Source organism: Cognaticolwellia mytili (genome assembly GCF_002104475.1).
In the GTDB taxonomy this organism is placed as follows: domain Bacteria; phylum Pseudomonadota; class Gammaproteobacteria; order Enterobacterales; family Alteromonadaceae; genus Cognaticolwellia; species Cognaticolwellia mytili.
In genome coordinates, this window is the sequence record NZ_NBOF01000004.1 from 178,362 (window position 1) to 195,778 (window position 17,417).

The following is a 17,417-nucleotide window of genomic DNA, read 5'->3' on the forward strand; positions in this document are numbered from 1 at the left end:
ACAAAATTAATCCAATTTACTAACGTAAATGATTCAAAATCTTTTTTAGCATGGATTTACCAAAGCTAAAATTACTAGGCTGATTAATGAGTAAATCAGCCTGAAGCACCGACATCGTGCTTTATTGAATTATTCACCAAGAAAATCTATCTACTAAACAGCATTTACCGACTGAATAGAACCCGTTTAAGTTTTGTTTTTACTGAGCGCCAATGAGTTACAGGTTTGGTTGGCGCCAAGTTAATCAATTTTTGCCATTCGTTATCTGATAATTGCACTTTATCGCCATGTGCCAATATCAGTGATTGAGCATTCAGCGCTTTAATTTTATTTAGTGATGAAAGATATTTTTTCGGATAAAACACTGGGTAGGGGGGAATAAATGCTTCTCTCACTTTAACCATTAAATCTGCAACATAAATTTGATCACTAGGCTTATGGTGTAGCGATATATCTCTATCGGTATGGCCTTGCGTAAAATGCACCTGCCAATCATCAAAGCCAGGTAAATAAACTTGATCGCTCAAGTAATAATCAGGTGTTAAGGTACTTGGGTAATAAACAAACTTTTTCGCTTTTTTCTTACGACCAGCTACCCACAAGGTTAGCAATACATCCGTCAAGTGCATTAACTTGCCATCAATTCCTGAATACCACTGTCCAGCCACGTTAGATACGGCTATTTTGCAGCCATACTTTTTTCTTAAAAAACTTGCAGCGCCCGCGTGATCTGGGTGCATATGCGTAACAACAATTAGCGCTAAATCAGTCATTTTTCGATTGAGTTTGTTGACAATAAAGTCTTCAATAACGTCAATGTCAGCACGACAACAGCCATCAAGTAAAAGTAATTTATCGTGGTATTCAGCAATTAAAATACGCTGAATGTAACCATCAAGTGAATGAAGTTGATGCATTAAAACCTTGGTTGTTCAGTAACTAGTGCTTTTAAACTACCTTGTTTTTAATTTTCATTCAACAGGTTAGACCAGTGATTGGCTATTGCTTAAGCTCTACTTGGCCAGTGTTCAGTAAATTAGTTAGTCGAGTTACCTGTATTCGTTGTACTTTATCAACAATGGGAGCAAGTTTGGTCATGCCGCCGCTAACGTAACCAGAAACTTGATAATGGAAAGTGATTTTAGTGTTACTTTCATCAATGGCTTCGAATTTCCATGACATGCCGCCATTGACTCCCATCATTTGCAATGGGCCTAATCCACCAAGCATTTTTATTTCGTTGTTTGGGTCAACGTAAGATACGGTCATGTGATTGGCTTGTTTTTCATTGTCCTGTTCGCAAAAACAGCCGCCAACTGTCGGCGTGATTGTAAGGTTCTCAGCTTTGCCAAACCAAGTATGATCAGGGTGCCACCATTGATCGACTCGCAAAAACTGCTGATATGCCGTTTTTTGATTAACCTTAACTTGGCGTTCAATTTTAATTTGAAAACCATGGTTATCACTGCCAATAACCTGAGCGAAGCTAATGAAAGGGGTAAGTGCGAGTAATAAAAGTAAGCGCATAATTTATTCCTATGGGGGATATAAGCGATTGGCCAAACGGATAATGTAGCAGGCTGTTGGAAGTACTGCTAGCTTGACTGCGTTGATAGTTACAGGATAACGCTTCTATATAGATGATTTTAATATTGAATATGTCAACCCAAGTACATTGAGTCATAGTATTTGTGATCGCTGAATCATACAATGGTTATTCATACATTTTTGTAGGTTGAGGATTGCTTGGAAATTTGGATTTACTTCACTTTGCTTGCCGCTTTAATGCAAGCAATTCGCACGGCTGGGCAAAAGCAGCTGACACAGCACTTGAATGCGATGGCAACAACAGGTGTTAGGTATATTTATGCTTTGCCGTTTGCCTTGTTATATTTATGGTGGATGTTAGATTATCGTGAATTGCCGATGCCGACATTACATGGGCAATTCTTGCAATATGCACTTATCGCCTGTGTCATGCAAATTATTGGTACGGTTTGTTTGGTTGCAGCATTTAAGTATCGTAATTTTGCTGTGGCCACCAGTTTGGCTAAAACGGAAGCTATTCAGGTAGCTGTTGTTGGTGTTGCACTTTTTTCAGCAAGCTTGACGGGACTAGGCTGGCTTTCGGTGGTTATTGGCGTAATTGGTGTATTGCTAGTTTCAAAAGTTAAATTTACCTTGCGCGATATTTTTCAAAATCCAGGTGCTGGCTTTGGCCTTGCTTCTGGTTTAGCTTTAGCCATAACTACTTTGCTAATTCGTCAGTCGAGCCTAGCGCTTAATACCGATTTAATGTTGAGTGCAGCGGTAACCTTGGCTTTTATGATCACAGTGCAATCGCTAATTTCTGTTATTTACATCTTTGTTCAAGATAAACAACAATTCATCACCATGTTTAGTCAGTGGCGATTGTGTCTATTTGTTGGCATTACCAGTGTTATGGGGTCAATTGGCTGGTTTACCGCGACAAGCTTTCAAACTGCCGCCTATGTAAAAGCATTAGGGCAGGTAGAATTTTTTATTACCTTGTTTATTACTTATCGTATTTTTAAAGAGAAAATATCGCTTGTAGAATATGTAGGTATGTTTCTTATCATTGCTAGCGTGGTGATTTTATTACTTTGGGCCTAGTATGATTAGCTCTGATGTATGCTAGGTAATTGATTGTGGTGCGGCTAATAGTATTTTGCTAAACTCTCGGCAAATATTTTCACCATTTTTATGGTGAGCGACGAAAACTTGTTTGGAAATAAAATGAAAATTACTGATAAAACCGTTGTTCAGTTTCACTACACTCTTAAAGATGAAGCTGGCGTTGAAATAGAAAATTCACATGCTACAGATCCACTAGCTTATCTACACGGTTATAAAAACATGTTAGTTGGCGTAGAAAATGCGTTAACAGGCAAAGAAACTGGCGAAAAGTTTTCAGTTACATTACAACCAGCAGATGCATACGGCGAACGCCAAGAAGACGCGATTCAACGTGTACCAGTCAAGCACTTGCAAGGTTTACCTACGCCAAGCGCAAAATGGAAAGCAGGAATGACTGCAGTAGTAAATACTGACGGTGGTCAACGCCAAGTTACTGTTATTAAAGCAGGTAAATTCATGATCACGGTTGATATTAATCCGCCATTGGCAGGTAAAGTATTAACTTTTGACTTAGAAGTTGTTGACGTACGCGAAGCAACTGCTGAAGAAATTGAACATGGCCATGCCCACGGCGCAGGTGGTCACCAGCACTAAGCAATCCATTGCTTTATCGCTTATCAAACCGGCAAATAGCCGGTTTTTTTATATCTTAGAAAAGATATTTTTAAGCAAACATTTTTGCTCTTTACTTGGCTTAAGCTTTCTTAATTGTTGTTTAGCTGAATAAACTTTCAGTTTATCGAATTCACTTGAACATTTTTTTGCCATACTGTTATTGTCTCTATTACATTCCGATCAAAACAATAACAATAAGGCTTAGCAAATGTTTACATTCAAATCTTCAATGACAACGATAGCGCTATTAGTTAGTGCAGCATTGTCTCCGTCAGTTTTGGCAGATACTTCAGTTATTCATGCAGGAGAGTTGCTGGTTGTTGCAGGTGAAGCTCCACTAAAAAAGCAAACGCTAGTGATCACCGACGGTAAAATATCAGCACTTAAATCGGGTTTTGTTGCGGCAAGTAACTTTGCGAATGATGCGCAGTTAATTGATTTATCATCAAGTTTTGTTATGCCTGGACTAATGGATATGCATGTTCATCTACAAGGTGAACTTGGGCCAAATAATGATAGTGAAATGGTCAATATGTCTGACGCAGATACGCTAATGAAGAGTGCTTATTTTGCCAAGAAAACATTGATGGCTGGCTTTACTACCGTACGTGACTTGGGCAGCAGTGCAGAACAAAGTTATGCTTTACGTGACGGTATTAAACGCGGCTGGGTTGAAGGGCCAACCATTGTTGCTGCAGGATCAAGTGTTGCGGTTACCGGTGGCCATGGTGATGTAGATGGTATGGCACCAGATTTAATGGAGCTTCACACTGCAAAAACCGTTTGTGATGGACCTTATGACTGTCGAAGAGCAACACGTAGAGCAATAAAATTCGGTGCTGATGTTATTAAAATCACTTCAACTGGTGGTGTATTGTCTGATACCGATACCGGCACAGGCCAACAAATGGCTGATGATGAAATTAAAGAAGTGGTTGATACTGCTCATTCACTTGGGCGTAAAGTTGCTAGCCATGCCCATGCAGCTGCCGGCATAAATGCAGCTTTACGTGCAGGCGTTGATAGTATTGAACATGGTAGTTATGCCAATGAAGAAAGTATTAAATTATTTAAAAAAGGTGGTGCTTATTTAGTACCTACGCTGATGGCTGGAGATACCGTTGTTAATTTGGCTAAGACAACTAATTTTATGTCGCCGGAAATCAAAGCAAAAGCCATCCGTGTTGGTGGTGATATGATAGAGAACTTTAAACGCTCTTATAAAGCAGATGTGAAAATAGCATATGGTACTGACAGCGGTGTTTCAAAACACGGTACCAACGCCAGAGAAGCAGAGTTGATGTTTGAAGCTGGCATGACACCGCAAGATATTTTGGTTTCAGCAACACTTCACGCTGCTGATCTTATCGGAAAATCAAAAAGCTTAGGTACACTTGAAGTTGGGAAGGTGGCCGATATTATTGCCACCGATGCTAGCCCATTAAATGACATAAAAGAGCTACTTGATGTTGATTTTGTGATGAAGTCAGGCAAGGTTGTTAAACAGCAATAGTTGAGAGAGTCAGTTACCTTTATGTGACTGATTAAAAATACTTGATAAACATTAGGTTAAAAAGAAAGGCTGTTTTAATAACAGCCTTTCTTTTTTAGCCTCTTTCCAACGTCCTGTCTTTCGAGGCATTAGTGTATCCATGTATGTTGATGAACAGTTATTTTTGTTATCGATATAAGTACTCGACTACTTTATTTAGCAGATACCCTGATGCTATAGATGGTAAGAAATGATTATGTGCTAAGCGACATCACCTTCGTTTAATGACACCTGTGGTTAATGCCACGCCAATAAGTATTACCACACCACCAAGTAACATGGTTAAGCTGATCTTCTCGTCTAGAAATAGCGCGCCCCAAAGAATACCAAAAGCTGGAATTAAATAAGTCACTGAAATGGCTTTTGCAGGGCCTAATTGCGCGATTAAGCGGAAAAATAGGATATAAGCCACGCCAGTACAGATAGTACCAATTAACAACACTGAGCCTATGGCTGCGGAGCTTGGCATTTTTTCAGGTATAAAAAATAAACTAATCGGTAAAAGAATGGCGGTCGCAGAAATTTGGCTACCAGCGGCCAGCGCTAAAGGTTTAATACCTGTGAAGTGCTTTTTGGTGTAGTTGGCAGAAATACCGTAGCACATGGCGGCGAGAAGGGCGGCTAATGTCGGAACCAAGGCGTTAGTGCTATTACTTTGTCCTGCGGAATCACCAAAGTGTAAGTTTTCTGAGACCAATAAATAGACGCCGATAAAGCCAATAATTAAGCCGATGGTCGCACTGAGTGTTAATTTATCTTTTAGCCAAAAATACGCAACGATAGCGCCGAACATTGGCGTTGTTGCATTGATAACCGATGTTGTCCCTGCTGTTAACGTAAGCGTAGCATAACCAAATAATGCGAAAGGAATTGCCGTGTTTAATGCGCCAACCACGAAAATCTGTCGCCATCGTCCTGCCAAGGCACTAGTTTGTTGATACTTGATTAAACAAAAATATAAAAACAGCGCGGCGATACCAGTGCGTAATGCGGTAAACAGAAAAGGCCCAAACTCAGGGCTACCAACACGCATAAACATAAACGAAGCGCCCCATAAGGCAGCTAAAGTAACTAATTCTATACCTGATTGGTAATTTTGTAGTGCTTTCAATGCCGAGGCTCTCTTAAAGTTAATTACAATTTAATAAACGTTTGAATTGTTGCACCAAGTGTACAGCTTATTTCTAATCAACTAAGCGATAATCGGACAGAACATCTTATTTAACCTGAACTCTGGATAAGCAGCACTTGCACAACATTCCCTTTTATCACATTCTCAGCGTTAAAACGTCGATAAATAGCCCGCTATTCAGAAACGTTTTGCCTTGGTAATGGAATAAAATGATACGTTGATAGTGATATGCTTGCTTAGTTTTTATTGTATTTTTTATTAAACTACATAAGACATTGATTTTACTTAAACATCAAGCACTCATTATCCAGAGTTCAGGTTATTTATACTTCTATGCTTTGAAAATAATATAATTGCTAGTTCAATTTTCAGCTGTTGGCTCAATGTTTTTCACTACTAAGCAGTTCAGGCTGACCATTTGCCAAGTGATATTTAAATCGTACAAAGCCATGCCATAAACTTTATCGTCAACTTTTTGATGTTTATATGCTGGGCGAGGGTCTTGGCTTAATACCTGCTCAATAAGCTGCTGCAATTTGGGATGTTGCTTTGTAAAGTACTCTACAGCGGCAATGGCCTCTGTTGAAAAAGCTATCTGAATTTCACTCTCAGGTTGTTGATGGGCGTAACCACCTTGCGCATTTTCAATAATATCGGCATAAGGCACATAAGGCTTAATATCAACAATTGGCGTACCATCGAGTAAGTCTAGCTCGTTAATATGTAAAATTACTTGTGAGTCTCTCTGTTCAATAAGATCAAGCTTAACCACTGACATTCCGATAGGGTTAGGCCTAAAGGTAGAGCGAGTGGCAAGAACACCGAGCTTTTTGTTACCACCTAAACGAGGAGGGCGTACTAAAGGTTTCCAGCCTTGATTTTGGGTGCCATGAAAAACAAATAGCAGCCAAATGTGGCTAAATTGCTCTAAGCCTCTAACTAGCTCAATATTGTTTGCTGAGCCCGTTAAACGCAGCTGGCCTTGGGCAGCAGTGACAAGGCCAGGCTGGCGAGGAATAGCAAACTTTTCTTTGTATGGTGAATCGATAGTGCCAATAACATTAAAATTAACGCTTTCAGTCATTACTTGGTTGCTCAACTTGGTACGCGCGGCCATAGCAAACCGTTGATGCTACACAATACTTGGAAGCTTGATCTGCTTCTATCATCACACAACGACTGAAAATAATGGCGTTAGCTTCTAATTCGTAAGCTTTTCTTCGGGCTTGTGTACGAGCATCAATTTCATTTGGCGCAGCATGATGGGCTTTTGCTTGACAAGACTCACCTTCAACAAGTCCGACAAACTTGTACTTCCCCGTTAACTCTTCTTCACTTTCAACAATATTTACTTTGGCGGGAGAGAAGTAATGCTTGAAATTATCGCGGTCAAGGTTAGTTGATATATCGTTAATTTTTGCACAGCCAACCGCTAGCGAAGAGACAAGTATTACGGTAGCTGTATTACGTTTGCTAAGCATTATGTTTTTGATTTTTCTACTGAGGTTTGCTTTTACATTCATTGTTTTAAATTCACTTTGCTTAATGTTCTAATTTGATTAATTTAACTTTATTTAGACTATATACAGTTGCTATTCGGTCTCAGGCAAAACAACTAAGCTGGAGTTACCTTCAATCCAATAGTTGAATAATTTGTCAATAGTTTTGCTTTGTTGTTTCATTGAGATCCAATTACGCATAAATAGTTCAAAGGCGTGGTCATTCTTGTTAATTGGAAAAGCCATATACAATGGCGCTAATTCAGGTTTTGGCACCACAACGGTATAGTCAGGGTTAAGTAGTGTCCATGCTGAAGATGCTGCTGCGCCAAAAACCATGGCATCAATATGCGCGTATTCTGGTTTAAAAAATAGTCGAGGTGTTGATATCTCCCACGCTTTACCTTTAGTAAAATTACGTGCTACAGCCTTTTGATAAAAAAATGTTTCTGGAATACCTAAGGTGAGATCTTCTCGCTGCAATATTTTTTCCCACTCAGTAAATTCTGCGCGCCTTTGATCTTTAACCACAATAGCAATGTTTTGTGAGCTATAAGGCATGGTAAGCGTGAATTGCGCCATGTTATCAGGAATAACGGGCACGCCTGAAGTAATATCTAAATACCCTGATTCTAGTAATGGCTTTGCCTGATGATGGAATATTTTGACAAATTCGATATCAACATTTAAATCGATAGCAAGCTGATTCATAATTTCAATATCAAAGCCGACAAGTTTGCCGTTATGATTATGGAATGAATAGGGTAGGTCGTCACGAAAGTAGCCAACACGTATAAAACCACGCTGTTTAATACGAGTTAATACGCCAACAAAAGGTTGTGCAGTATTACTGTTAGCTTCTGGTTCATTGAGGTAGCGACTTTCAACGTTTTCCATTAAAAAATCTCGTTCAATAAACTTACTATAGCCTTGGTATTGATAGCTAATAGCGCTAAATGCGAATTTTAAACTGATAAAAGCAACAATTGAAAGTAGCGGAATAACGGCAAGGTTACGCACTAAAGCAACTTTTTTAATTCGAAAGGCTTTCGCCATACTCGTGGCAATAAGTAAAGGTAAACAACTGGCAAAAGTGACTGATAATAAAGCAGACAATCGGCCAACGGCTAGGTTTTCCGAGACAATGAAAAAATCGAACATTGAATTGGAAACATTAAATAACTCTAACAAGTTATGCATGGCTAATGTACTGGTACCGAATAGCTGAGGAACGCCAATAATTACCAACTTGATGTAATCTTCTAAGCCAATATAGGCTCCCGAAAACCAAGCAGAAAACAAGACAAACAGTAACGATAATAGTTTGCCACCAACAGGCAGACTAAAGGTAATTGGTACGACAACTTCAGATACCTTATCAGCATCGTTGCTATGCGGATATTGCTCGGTGATTAGCTGCTTTGTTTTCTTAACAATGATAGGAATAACCACAAAAAAACTACCAGTAGCAAAGGCGGTTACCATGGCTTCACGTGATGCTTTTAAAATAGCTCGGTAACTAAATGGAGTAATGGTGGCTAATAGGGCGGGAAACACCACGAAAGACAGTAAAATGACGAGCACCATAGCACTGGCAACATAAATCATTAAACCATCAAGCTGAGAGGCATCAAGCGTTGATGCTGCGCGCCAACCAATACAAAAAACACCAATCGGCGCAAAACGCATTACCAAGTTACTGATGTTACTAACAGATTGTTGCAAGCTGCCAAGTACGGTTAAAACCTGACGCTTATTTTTTAATGGCATTAATCCGATACCAATAAAAACACTAAATAAAACGACAGACGGTATAACGGCATTTGCAAAAGCATTAAATGGATTTGACGGAATAAATAATTCGATTAAGTTAAATTCTTGGCTTACTTTAATGGTGCTAGCACTATAAAACTCGGCGCTTTGCCAATAAGGAAATGATAACGGTGCTAAAAGTATAAAACATAGCATTAAGGCAATAAGTATTAATAACCAGAGTAAGCTACTTTTTAAAGCGCTTTTGGCTTTATGTGCCGACAAACTGCCAATACCAACCATTAGTGATAATGAAATATAAGGCAGTGCCGTCATTTGTAATAACATGATAAAGGCATTCGCTAAATGATCAACCGTTGAAAATAGCGAGGTTCCCACACCGCCAATAATTAGACCGAGTGCCATCGCGACAATCATACGAACAGATAATGGTATTTGGTTAAATTTGAATTTGCTCATAGTTGGCTAAGGCTATGTCTTATTTGAGTTATTATTCGTAGATTATAGTAAAGCTAAGGGAATAAATATACTTAAGCCATGCCTAATGAGTACTTTGGTATTCAAAGGCTATCAACGACCGTGTGATCATGAAAGAGCTTACATAAATTAGTTAATATGTGTTCCCATCAAAAATATTCCATTCAAATATTAAGTTAAGGTTTTTGCAAATGACTGAAAAATTTCATAGTCTAAAGCAACGATTCAGTAATGAATGCTATTACATCAAATTGGATTTATTGGTTAAACTCTATTCAGATAAAATATATCGTTGTTTTAAAAGAAAAACATATGTTATTTCGCTGAGCTGTGGCATAACTAAATATAGTAAAATACTCCTACGATTAAAAAGGATTTACGTTGTGAGAGATAAGGAAAAAATCGCATTATTTATTGATGCCGATAATGCGCCAGCCGCCAAAATAGACATCTTCATGGTACTACTGGTCACGAAGATGTGTTCACTGATTACTGCGAGCATCAACAACTGAAACGACGACAAAACTTGAGTCATTGCAATAAACTCTTTGTATAAACAGTTTACTCATCAAAAAGCATCAAAACTTTTAATTAGGCTTATCCTGATGACTATTGCTTATAAATAGCTAATCTCGGTTAATCAGAGTAAAAAAGGCTACTTTAGCTTATGGTATATGACTAAATACCCACCTTACTTATGATTTCTGATGGGTTATCTAAATACTGATTGTTGTGCTGTTGAGATAATTTAGAGTGAGTGATTATAAATTTTTTTCATTTTTATTCCTTATAAGATTATTCTTTTGATGCAGCAATACTGTTAGTACTTTTATAGGTTTGGCTGTATAAAACTCGCAATATCCAATAGAGCATCGATAACAGCACGATAACGACAGGAAGAGCGAGATATTCAATTTTCCTTACAGGTTCTGGAATTAGCTTGGCTTGACCAAGAAAAAAAGCAGCTGTTGCCATAAACATGGGAAAACACATACGCCAAAGGTGACGAATGATTCGATGTTGCTCTCTAATACCTTGGTTAAATATCATTTTTAGATCTAGTAACGCTGCAACAGTTGCTACAGCTGCAAAAAAGTAAAAGACTTGAGGCCCAAAACCATTTATTTTTCCTTCAGGGCTTTGCGACGCTTCTGTACCAAAATTAACTAACATTCCTGCGATTGTTATCGCAACAAAGAAAGCGAACCACTCGAATTTACCAATAGTTCCTGCTTTACGCCTAACTGCCATCCATGCGGTAGAGACGAAGTAGCACAGAAATATACCATTTACAAAAGAAAGCATGATAGAACGTGATAAAGCTATATAAATACCTGTAAGGCCGAGAAATAAAATTGCTAATACAAAAATATTACCTACTGTACGATGAGATTTTGTACCCTTACATGATGACAATGCCGCAAAGCCAGACAAAATAGCAATTGATCCTGCAATAGTATGAATAATTATTAATAGATATATGGCCATGCCTTATCCTCCAAAAAAATTTTAAATTAATCCTAATTATTTAATGAAATATTGGCTTCATTTTTGATAGGAAATATTGTGAGTACGTGTACCCATAATTCCTTTGAATACATGCACCAACAGCCACACGATAAATAAACTCTTTATTTGAATTTTAAATATTTAATTCATGCGCTTTAGAGTGCAGAGCAGATATAATGCCAATCTTGTAACATCTTGATTTTAATTGGTAAAGTTGTGGTGAGGCAGTTGTAATAGACCTGTATCCCAAAAATGGGAAGAAGAAAGAGGTAAAATCCTAAAAATGGGACTAAGAGAGGTGCTTGATATGATCATTCGTCGACAAATAGTTGAGTTGGCTCAATTACGTAGGAGCCGAACGAGATATATTAGTTAAAGATAACTATGATTTATTTACCTCGTTATAATCTAATAGTATTGATATGGGATCTCAGTTTTAAACAGAAAATTGAGTATATGCACCACTGAATTATAGTTTTTAACACGCTTTGAGGCGTTAGTGTCATAGAGTTGATCTCTCTAATAATTAGGTCGGCTTTGTGGTAACACTGAACATAAGAGATCAATCTCAGCTATTGACTCGATTCTCATTATTTATGATATCTCAACATAACTACTCAAAAAACATGTAGGTACTTAATTTTTGTCTGTAACATAATAATTGATCGTAATTCGACGTGCATGTTCTTACATGGATGTAGGTACTTAATTTTTGTCTGGAACATAAAAATTGACCGCACATCCTGTACATAAAAAGGCAAACCGATATTACGTTTAATCTACGTAAAAGGTTTGCCTTAATAATTTTCTTTTCGCTGTTTAGGTGTAACGCTTTAGTTATTACTTAACACGCATACCCGCTTTAGCACCGTCATCTGGATTTAATATCCATAAGTCTTTATCACCAGGACCTGCGGCTAATACCATGCCCTCAGACATGCCAAAACGCATTTTACGTGGCGCTAAGTTAGCCACCATGACTGTGTGTTTACCGATTAAGTCTTCTGGGTTATAAGCTGATTTAATGCCGGCGAAAACTTGACGAGTTTCTGTGCCTTCTTCATTAAGAGCTAAAGTCAGCTGTATTAATTTATCAGCCTTTTCAACATGTTCAGCATTAATGATTTTAACGATGCGTAAATCAATTTTGGCGAAATCATCAAATTGAATTTCTTCAGAAATTGGGTCTGCAGCTAATGGATCAGCAAGCGCAGCTGAATTATCAACTACCTTAGCAGCCTTCTTTTTCTTAGCTGGTTTCTTTTCTTCTTCTGTTGCAGCACCCGCTAAACTGTCTTTTGAAGCATCAGTCATCGCATTAACTTTATCCATATCAACACGTTGAAGCATCGCTTTAAATTTATTGATTTTATGATCAGTTAATAAGGTTTTGTGTCCTTCCCAAATAAGTTCGTCATTCAAGAAAGCCGCTGTGCTATCGGCAAGTACCGGTAGTACAGGTTTCAAATAAATCATCAGCGTGCGGAACATGTTGATACCTAATGAACAAATGTCTTGCACTTCTTGCTGCTTGGTTTCGTCTTTAACAAGCTGCCATGGTTCCTTAATCGCGATGTATTCATTTACTTTATCAGCAAGCGCCATTATTTCGCGCATACCGCGGCCAAAATCACGTGCTTCATAATGGGCTGCAATACTATCACCTGCAGCCATGACTTCATCCGCTAATGCTTGGTTATCAATGTTAGTTGATAACATGCCGTCAAAGCGTTTAGTGATAAAGCTTGCGCAACGAGAAGCGATATTAACCACTTTACCGACTAAGTCAGAGTTAACACGTTGAACGAAGTCTTCAAGGTTTAAATCTAAATCATCAATTTTGTGAGTTAACTTAGTTGCATAATAATAACGTAAATATTCTGGGTTTAAATGTGCTAAATAGGTGCTCGCTTTAACAAACGTGCCTTTAGATTTAGACATTTTTTCACCGTTTACGGTCACAAAACCATGAGCGAAAACAGCCGTAGGTTTACGGAAATCAGCGCCTTCTAACATCGCAGGCCAAAACAGGCTGTGAAAATTAATAATGTCTTTACCAATAAAGTGATATAGCTCAGCGTCTGAATCTTTATTCCAGAAGCTGTCAAAGTCGATACTTGAGTCTCTATCACATAGATTTTTAAAGCTGCCCATATAACCAATAGGCGCATCTAACCATACATAGAAAAATTTACCTGGCGCATTCGGTATTTCAAAGCCAAAGTAAGGAGCGTCGCGGCTAATATCCCATTGCTTTAAACCTTGCTCGAACCATTCGCTAAGTTTATTCGCTACTTCTTCTTGCAAAGTGCCACTGCGTATCCAGTCGGCTAACATGTTTTCAAAAGCAGGTAAGTCAAAGAAGTAGTGTTCAGAATCTTTTAATACTGGTGTAGCACCTGAAATTGCTGAGCGTGGGTTAAGCACTTCTGTTGGTGAATAAGTTGCACCACAGTTGTCACAGCTATCGCCATTCTCATCTTCACTTTTACACTTCGGACAAGTACCTTTTACAAAGCGGTCAGCTAAGAACATGCCTTTTTCTGGGTCATATAATTGTGAAATAGTGCGGGTTTTAATATGGCCTTTGGCATGCAAAGCATTGTAAATTTTTTCAGAGTACTCTTTGTTCTCATCGCTATGCGTTGTGTGGTAATTATCAAAGCTAATGTGAAAGTCAGCAAATTCTTTAATACGTTCTTCACGCACACCTGTGATCATTTCTTCTGGTGTTATGCCAAGCTCTTGCGCTTTAAGCATGATTGGCGTGCCATGAGCATCATCGGCACAAACAAAGTAAGTTTCATGACCACGCATACGTTGGAAACGAACCCAAATATCAGTTTGAATATGTTCTAATAAGTGGCCAAGGTGAATTGAACCATTCGCATAAGGAAGGGCACAAGTAACTAAAATTTTACGTTTATCTGCAGATGGTACAGATGACTTTGATAAAGACATATAAAGTTTACATATTATTGGTGGTAATTATGCAGCGAATGGTACAGAATTTGTCGTAACTTTTCATTAAGAATTATCGCCTTTATGTGATAAAGGTTAGATAAAATGCGTTTTAAAAATGTTATCAAATCTTTTCTCCAAAAATAAAGCTGCCAAGCATGAGCTTGAAGCTGAAATTCAGCAAAAAATTAACCACTTTCTTGATGCATATCGCTCGGCTACTTTCCCATTAGGTTTTCTCAATGTCTGCGAATCACTTAGCATGGCGATGATTAAAAAAGACTTAGTTATTGAAGCCTTATTACCTTTCCCTTGTGATGGCGAGTTAAATGATATTGCAGAACAATTAACTGAGTTAGTGCAACTACCCGTTTATTTTGAGGTTAATTATCAAGTTCAGCCCGTGAGACAACATGCGATAAAAGGTATTAAGAATATTATTGCGGTTTCATCAGGTAAGGGCGGTGTGGGTAAATCGACTACTGCTGTAAACTTAGCTTATGGTTTAATTGCTGAAGGTTGCAGTGTTGGTATTTTAGATGCCGATATTTATGGTCCATCAATTCCAACCATGCTGGGATTGAAAGGCGAAAAGCCAACATCAAGTGACGGTAAGTTAATTACGCCACTTGAAGCGGATGGCTTATGTGCAATGTCGATTGGCTTTCTTGTTGATGATGCTAACGCTACAGTTTGGCGAGGACCCATGGCAAGCAGAGCGTTCTCGCAGTTATTGAACGAAACGGACTGGCCTGAATTAGATTATTTGATTGTTGATATGCCACCAGGTACAGGCGACATTCAATTAACGCTGGCACAACAAGTACCTGTTGCAGGTGCTTTGGTTATTACCACACCGCAAGATATTGCTTTAGTTGATGCCGTGAAGGGTATGGCGATGTTTGAGCAAGTGAAACTGCCGGTATTGGGCATTATTGAAAACATGAGTTATCACCAGTGTGATAATTGTGGCCATCATTCACATTTATTTGGTGAAGGTGGCGGTGAACGTATTGCTAACAGCGCTAAAACACAGTTATTAGGGCAATTACCGTTAGATATTCGTATTCGAGAAGATGCTGACAATGGTAGCTGTTTAATAAATGAAAATAGCACTGGTGAATTGGCGCAGCTCTATCGTAAAATAGCGCGAAATGTTGCCGCACAATTATATTATCAATTGGATATGCGCAGCCCCACAACGCCGAGTATTGTTGAAAGCTAGCATTGAAAGTTAACGTTGACAATAGCGTTTAAAGCTAAGTCTTTTATTATACATACTTAATGAAAGTGTAGAAATTTACTATTTTAAGCAGGCGTTTGGCCTGTTTTGTTAAACCTCAGCCTAAGAAGAATAATCATGAGATTGTGCGACAAAGATATAGAAGAAAGTATTAGCAAAGGCGAGATTAAAATCTCGCCAACACCTGACAGCAGTATGATTTCAGGCGTTAGTGTTGATATTCGTTTAGGTAATGAATTCAGAGTATTTCAAGATCACACCGCGCCATATATTGATTTAAGTGGCCCGAAAGATGAAATGCAAAAAGCAATGAATTCAGTGATGAGTGATGAAATTTTTATTCCTGATGGTGAAGCGTTTTTCCTTCATCCTGGAGAGCTAGCATTAGCCGTGACTTATGAGTCAGTGACTTTGCCAGATAATATTGTTGGCTGGTTAGACGGTCGTTCATCATTGGCGCGTTTAGGCTTAATGGTACATGTTACTGCACATAGAATTGATCCCGGTTGGTCAGGGCAAATTGTTTTAGAGTTTTATAACAGTGGTAAATTACCGCTAGCATTGCGCCCTAAAATGAAAATAGCGGCATTGAACTTTGAAACTATGTCATCAAGTGCCTTAAGACCTTATAACAAACGTGATGATGCTAAGTATAAAGATCAAGTTGGCGCTGTTGCTAGCCGTATTAGTCAAGATGAAAGTCAGAAGTAAAAACGCGTAGTTTGCGTTAGAAACAAAAAACCAACGAGTTCTCGTTGGTTTTTTGTTTTATTTTTTATTAAACAACTTAGTTTTTAACTCACCGCGCTGACTTGTATTGGCTTTATTTCATTTTTTGCTTTTGAAATGCAAGCGTTGAGCGCAGAAATTAACTTATCACGACTATGGTAATGACTAACCGTATCACTGCTTAATTCATGATGACAGACGCTTATACGCTTTGATACCACTGCTTTATCATGGCATATCGCGCTATCAATAGGTAAACAGCCTATATTTTCTTCAATCCATGCTAATTTTTCATCTAAAGTTAAATCTGCAGCAGGGCTATTTTCGGCAACAATATTATCAATAAAAACTCGATGAGCAGAGGTTTGTTTTAAGGCATTACTAATATCACGTACCAGTAGTGGCGGTATAATGCTGGTTAAAAAGCTTCCTGGACCTAAAATAACTAAATCAGCATTTAGTATTGCATCAATACAGCTTGGTAAAGTTTTCACTAATGGGGCTAACATTAAGTTTTTCGGCATTACAGGCATTTCATCAACGGATAACTCGCCGACACGGCAGCGTCCTTCAGGATAAAAAGCCATCAGATCTGTTGGGGTTTCAGACATTGGAAATACAGGGGTTTTAACGCCTAATAAACGTCGAACCAACTTTATGGACTCAAGCGGACGAGAATGTATTTGTCCCAAACCATATAGTATTAAATTACCCAGGTTATGACCGCCAAGTTCGTCTTCACCGTCAAAACGAAAATTGAACAGTTGGCTACCGACTGACTGATCATCAACTAATTGAGTTAGGCAATTACGTAAATCGCCCCATGCAATGGAACTGTTGCGCTTTCTCAACCGACCCGTTGAACCTCCATTGTCAGTTGTAGTGACAATACCAGTAAGTTGATTGCCTAAAAAGGAGAGGGTTGAAAGTACACGCCCTAGACCGTGTCCACCGCCGATGGCGACAACATTGAGCTCTTTTAGCTGCATATTACTATTATTTTTTTCAATTGAGCATTAACCATAACGCTAAGTATACGATAAATAAAGCGACAAACCACAGTTTCTAAGAGAATTGCTAGAGAAACAGAACGTTTAGCGTGTATTATTCGATTAAAGAGATGAATTACCAATAAATTTTTATTTAATCACTACGCTTTTATCTAAAAGTAACTAATATAAATAGTTGATAAGACAAAATTTAGTCAACTTGTTCTATAAGTAATCACTTAGATAGATTCTTTTAAAAAAATGCATTATTTTTTTAAAT

14 protein-coding genes are annotated in these 17,417 nt (G+C 38.3%); 5 read left to right on the plus strand and 9 right to left on the minus strand.

The annotated features are described in order from the left end of the window. Positions 1-164 precede the first annotated feature (164 nt). Together B7C41_RS14310 and B7C41_RS14315 are read right to left on the minus strand one after the other, a co-directional pair. Positions 165-917: an MBL fold metallo-hydrolase gene (locus tag B7C41_RS14310; protein ID WP_085299611.1), complete on the minus strand. Its 753-nt coding sequence runs from the start codon at positions 915-917 to the stop codon at positions 165-167. 82 nt (positions 918-999) lie between these two features. Beyond that, complete coding sequence (locus B7C41_RS14315) at positions 1,000-1,527, minus strand: SRPBCC family protein (RefSeq protein ID WP_085299612.1); 528 nt, start codon at positions 1,525-1,527, stop codon at positions 1,000-1,002. A 219-nt stretch (positions 1,528-1,746) separates the two neighbouring features. Between B7C41_RS14315 and B7C41_RS14320 the strand changes: the two genes are divergently transcribed. From B7C41_RS14320 to B7C41_RS14330, 3 genes are all read left to right on the plus strand, one after another. Continuing rightward, positions 1,747-2,634: a DMT family transporter gene (locus B7C41_RS14320; RefSeq protein WP_085299613.1), complete on the plus strand. Its 888-nt coding sequence runs from the start codon at positions 1,747-1,749 to the stop codon at positions 2,632-2,634. A 123-nt stretch (positions 2,635-2,757) separates the two neighbouring features. Further along, positions 2,758-3,252 carry an FKBP-type peptidyl-prolyl cis-trans isomerase gene (locus B7C41_RS14325; protein ID WP_085299614.1) on the plus strand — a complete coding sequence of 165 codons (495 nt, stop codon included), beginning with the start codon at positions 2,758-2,760 and terminating at the stop codon, positions 3,250-3,252. A gap of 250 nt (positions 3,253-3,502) precedes the next feature. Further along, on the plus strand, positions 3,503-4,786 hold the full coding sequence (locus B7C41_RS14330; protein ID WP_235839742.1) for a metal-dependent hydrolase family protein: 1,284 nt from the start codon (positions 3,503-3,505) through the stop codon (positions 4,784-4,786). 250 nt (positions 4,787-5,036) lie between these two features. Here B7C41_RS14330 and B7C41_RS14335 read toward each other — a convergent pair whose 3' ends face one another. The 6 genes from B7C41_RS14335 to metG all read right to left on the minus strand — a co-directional run bounded on the left by B7C41_RS14335 (position 5,037) and on the right by metG (position 14,176). After that, complete coding sequence (locus B7C41_RS14335) at positions 5,037-5,936, minus strand: DMT family transporter (RefSeq protein ID WP_235839728.1); 900 nt, start codon at positions 5,934-5,936, stop codon at positions 5,037-5,039. A 382-nt stretch (positions 5,937-6,318) separates the two neighbouring features. After that, positions 6,319-7,041: a tRNA (N6-threonylcarbamoyladenosine(37)-N6)-methyltransferase TrmO gene (gene tsaA / locus B7C41_RS14340; protein ID WP_085299616.1), complete on the minus strand. Its 723-nt coding sequence runs from the start codon at positions 7,039-7,041 to the stop codon at positions 6,319-6,321. Then, on the minus strand, positions 7,034-7,480 hold the full coding sequence (gene rcsF, locus B7C41_RS14345) for an Rcs stress response system protein RcsF (RefSeq protein WP_085299617.1): 447 nt from the start codon (positions 7,478-7,480) through the stop codon (positions 7,034-7,036). The genes tsaA and rcsF overlap by 8 nt, the downstream gene beginning before the upstream one ends. Positions 7,481-7,549: 69 nt before the next feature. Continuing rightward, entirely contained in the window at positions 7,550-9,688 is a 2,139-nt protein-coding gene (locus tag B7C41_RS14350) for a cation:dicarboxylate symporter family transporter (RefSeq protein ID WP_085299618.1), read from the minus strand. Positions 9,689-10,501: 813 nt separating this feature from the next. Continuing rightward, positions 10,502-11,194, minus strand: a complete 693-nt coding sequence (locus B7C41_RS14360) for a DUF2306 domain-containing protein (RefSeq protein WP_085299620.1) — start codon at positions 11,192-11,194, stop codon at positions 10,502-10,504. 861 nt (positions 11,195-12,055) lie between these two features. Further along, positions 12,056-14,176, minus strand: a complete 2,121-nt coding sequence (gene metG / locus B7C41_RS14365; protein WP_085299621.1) for a methionine--tRNA ligase — start codon at positions 14,174-14,176, stop codon at positions 12,056-12,058. A gap of 118 nt (positions 14,177-14,294) precedes the next feature. Between metG and apbC the strand changes: the two genes are divergently transcribed. Next, positions 14,295-15,401, plus strand: a complete 1,107-nt coding sequence (apbC, locus tag B7C41_RS14370; protein WP_085299622.1) for an iron-sulfur cluster carrier protein ApbC — start codon at positions 14,295-14,297, stop codon at positions 15,399-15,401. A gap of 135 nt (positions 15,402-15,536) precedes the next feature. Further along, complete coding sequence (gene dcd, locus B7C41_RS14375; RefSeq protein ID WP_085299623.1) at positions 15,537-16,130, plus strand: dCTP deaminase; 594 nt, start codon at positions 15,537-15,539, stop codon at positions 16,128-16,130. An 83-nt stretch (positions 16,131-16,213) separates the two neighbouring features. Here dcd and B7C41_RS14380 read toward each other — a convergent pair whose 3' ends face one another. After that, on the minus strand, positions 16,214-17,137 hold the full coding sequence (locus B7C41_RS14380) for a gluconeogenesis factor YvcK family protein (protein ID WP_085299624.1): 924 nt from the start codon (positions 17,135-17,137) through the stop codon (positions 16,214-16,216). Between the last annotated feature and the right edge of the window lie 280 nt (positions 17,138-17,417).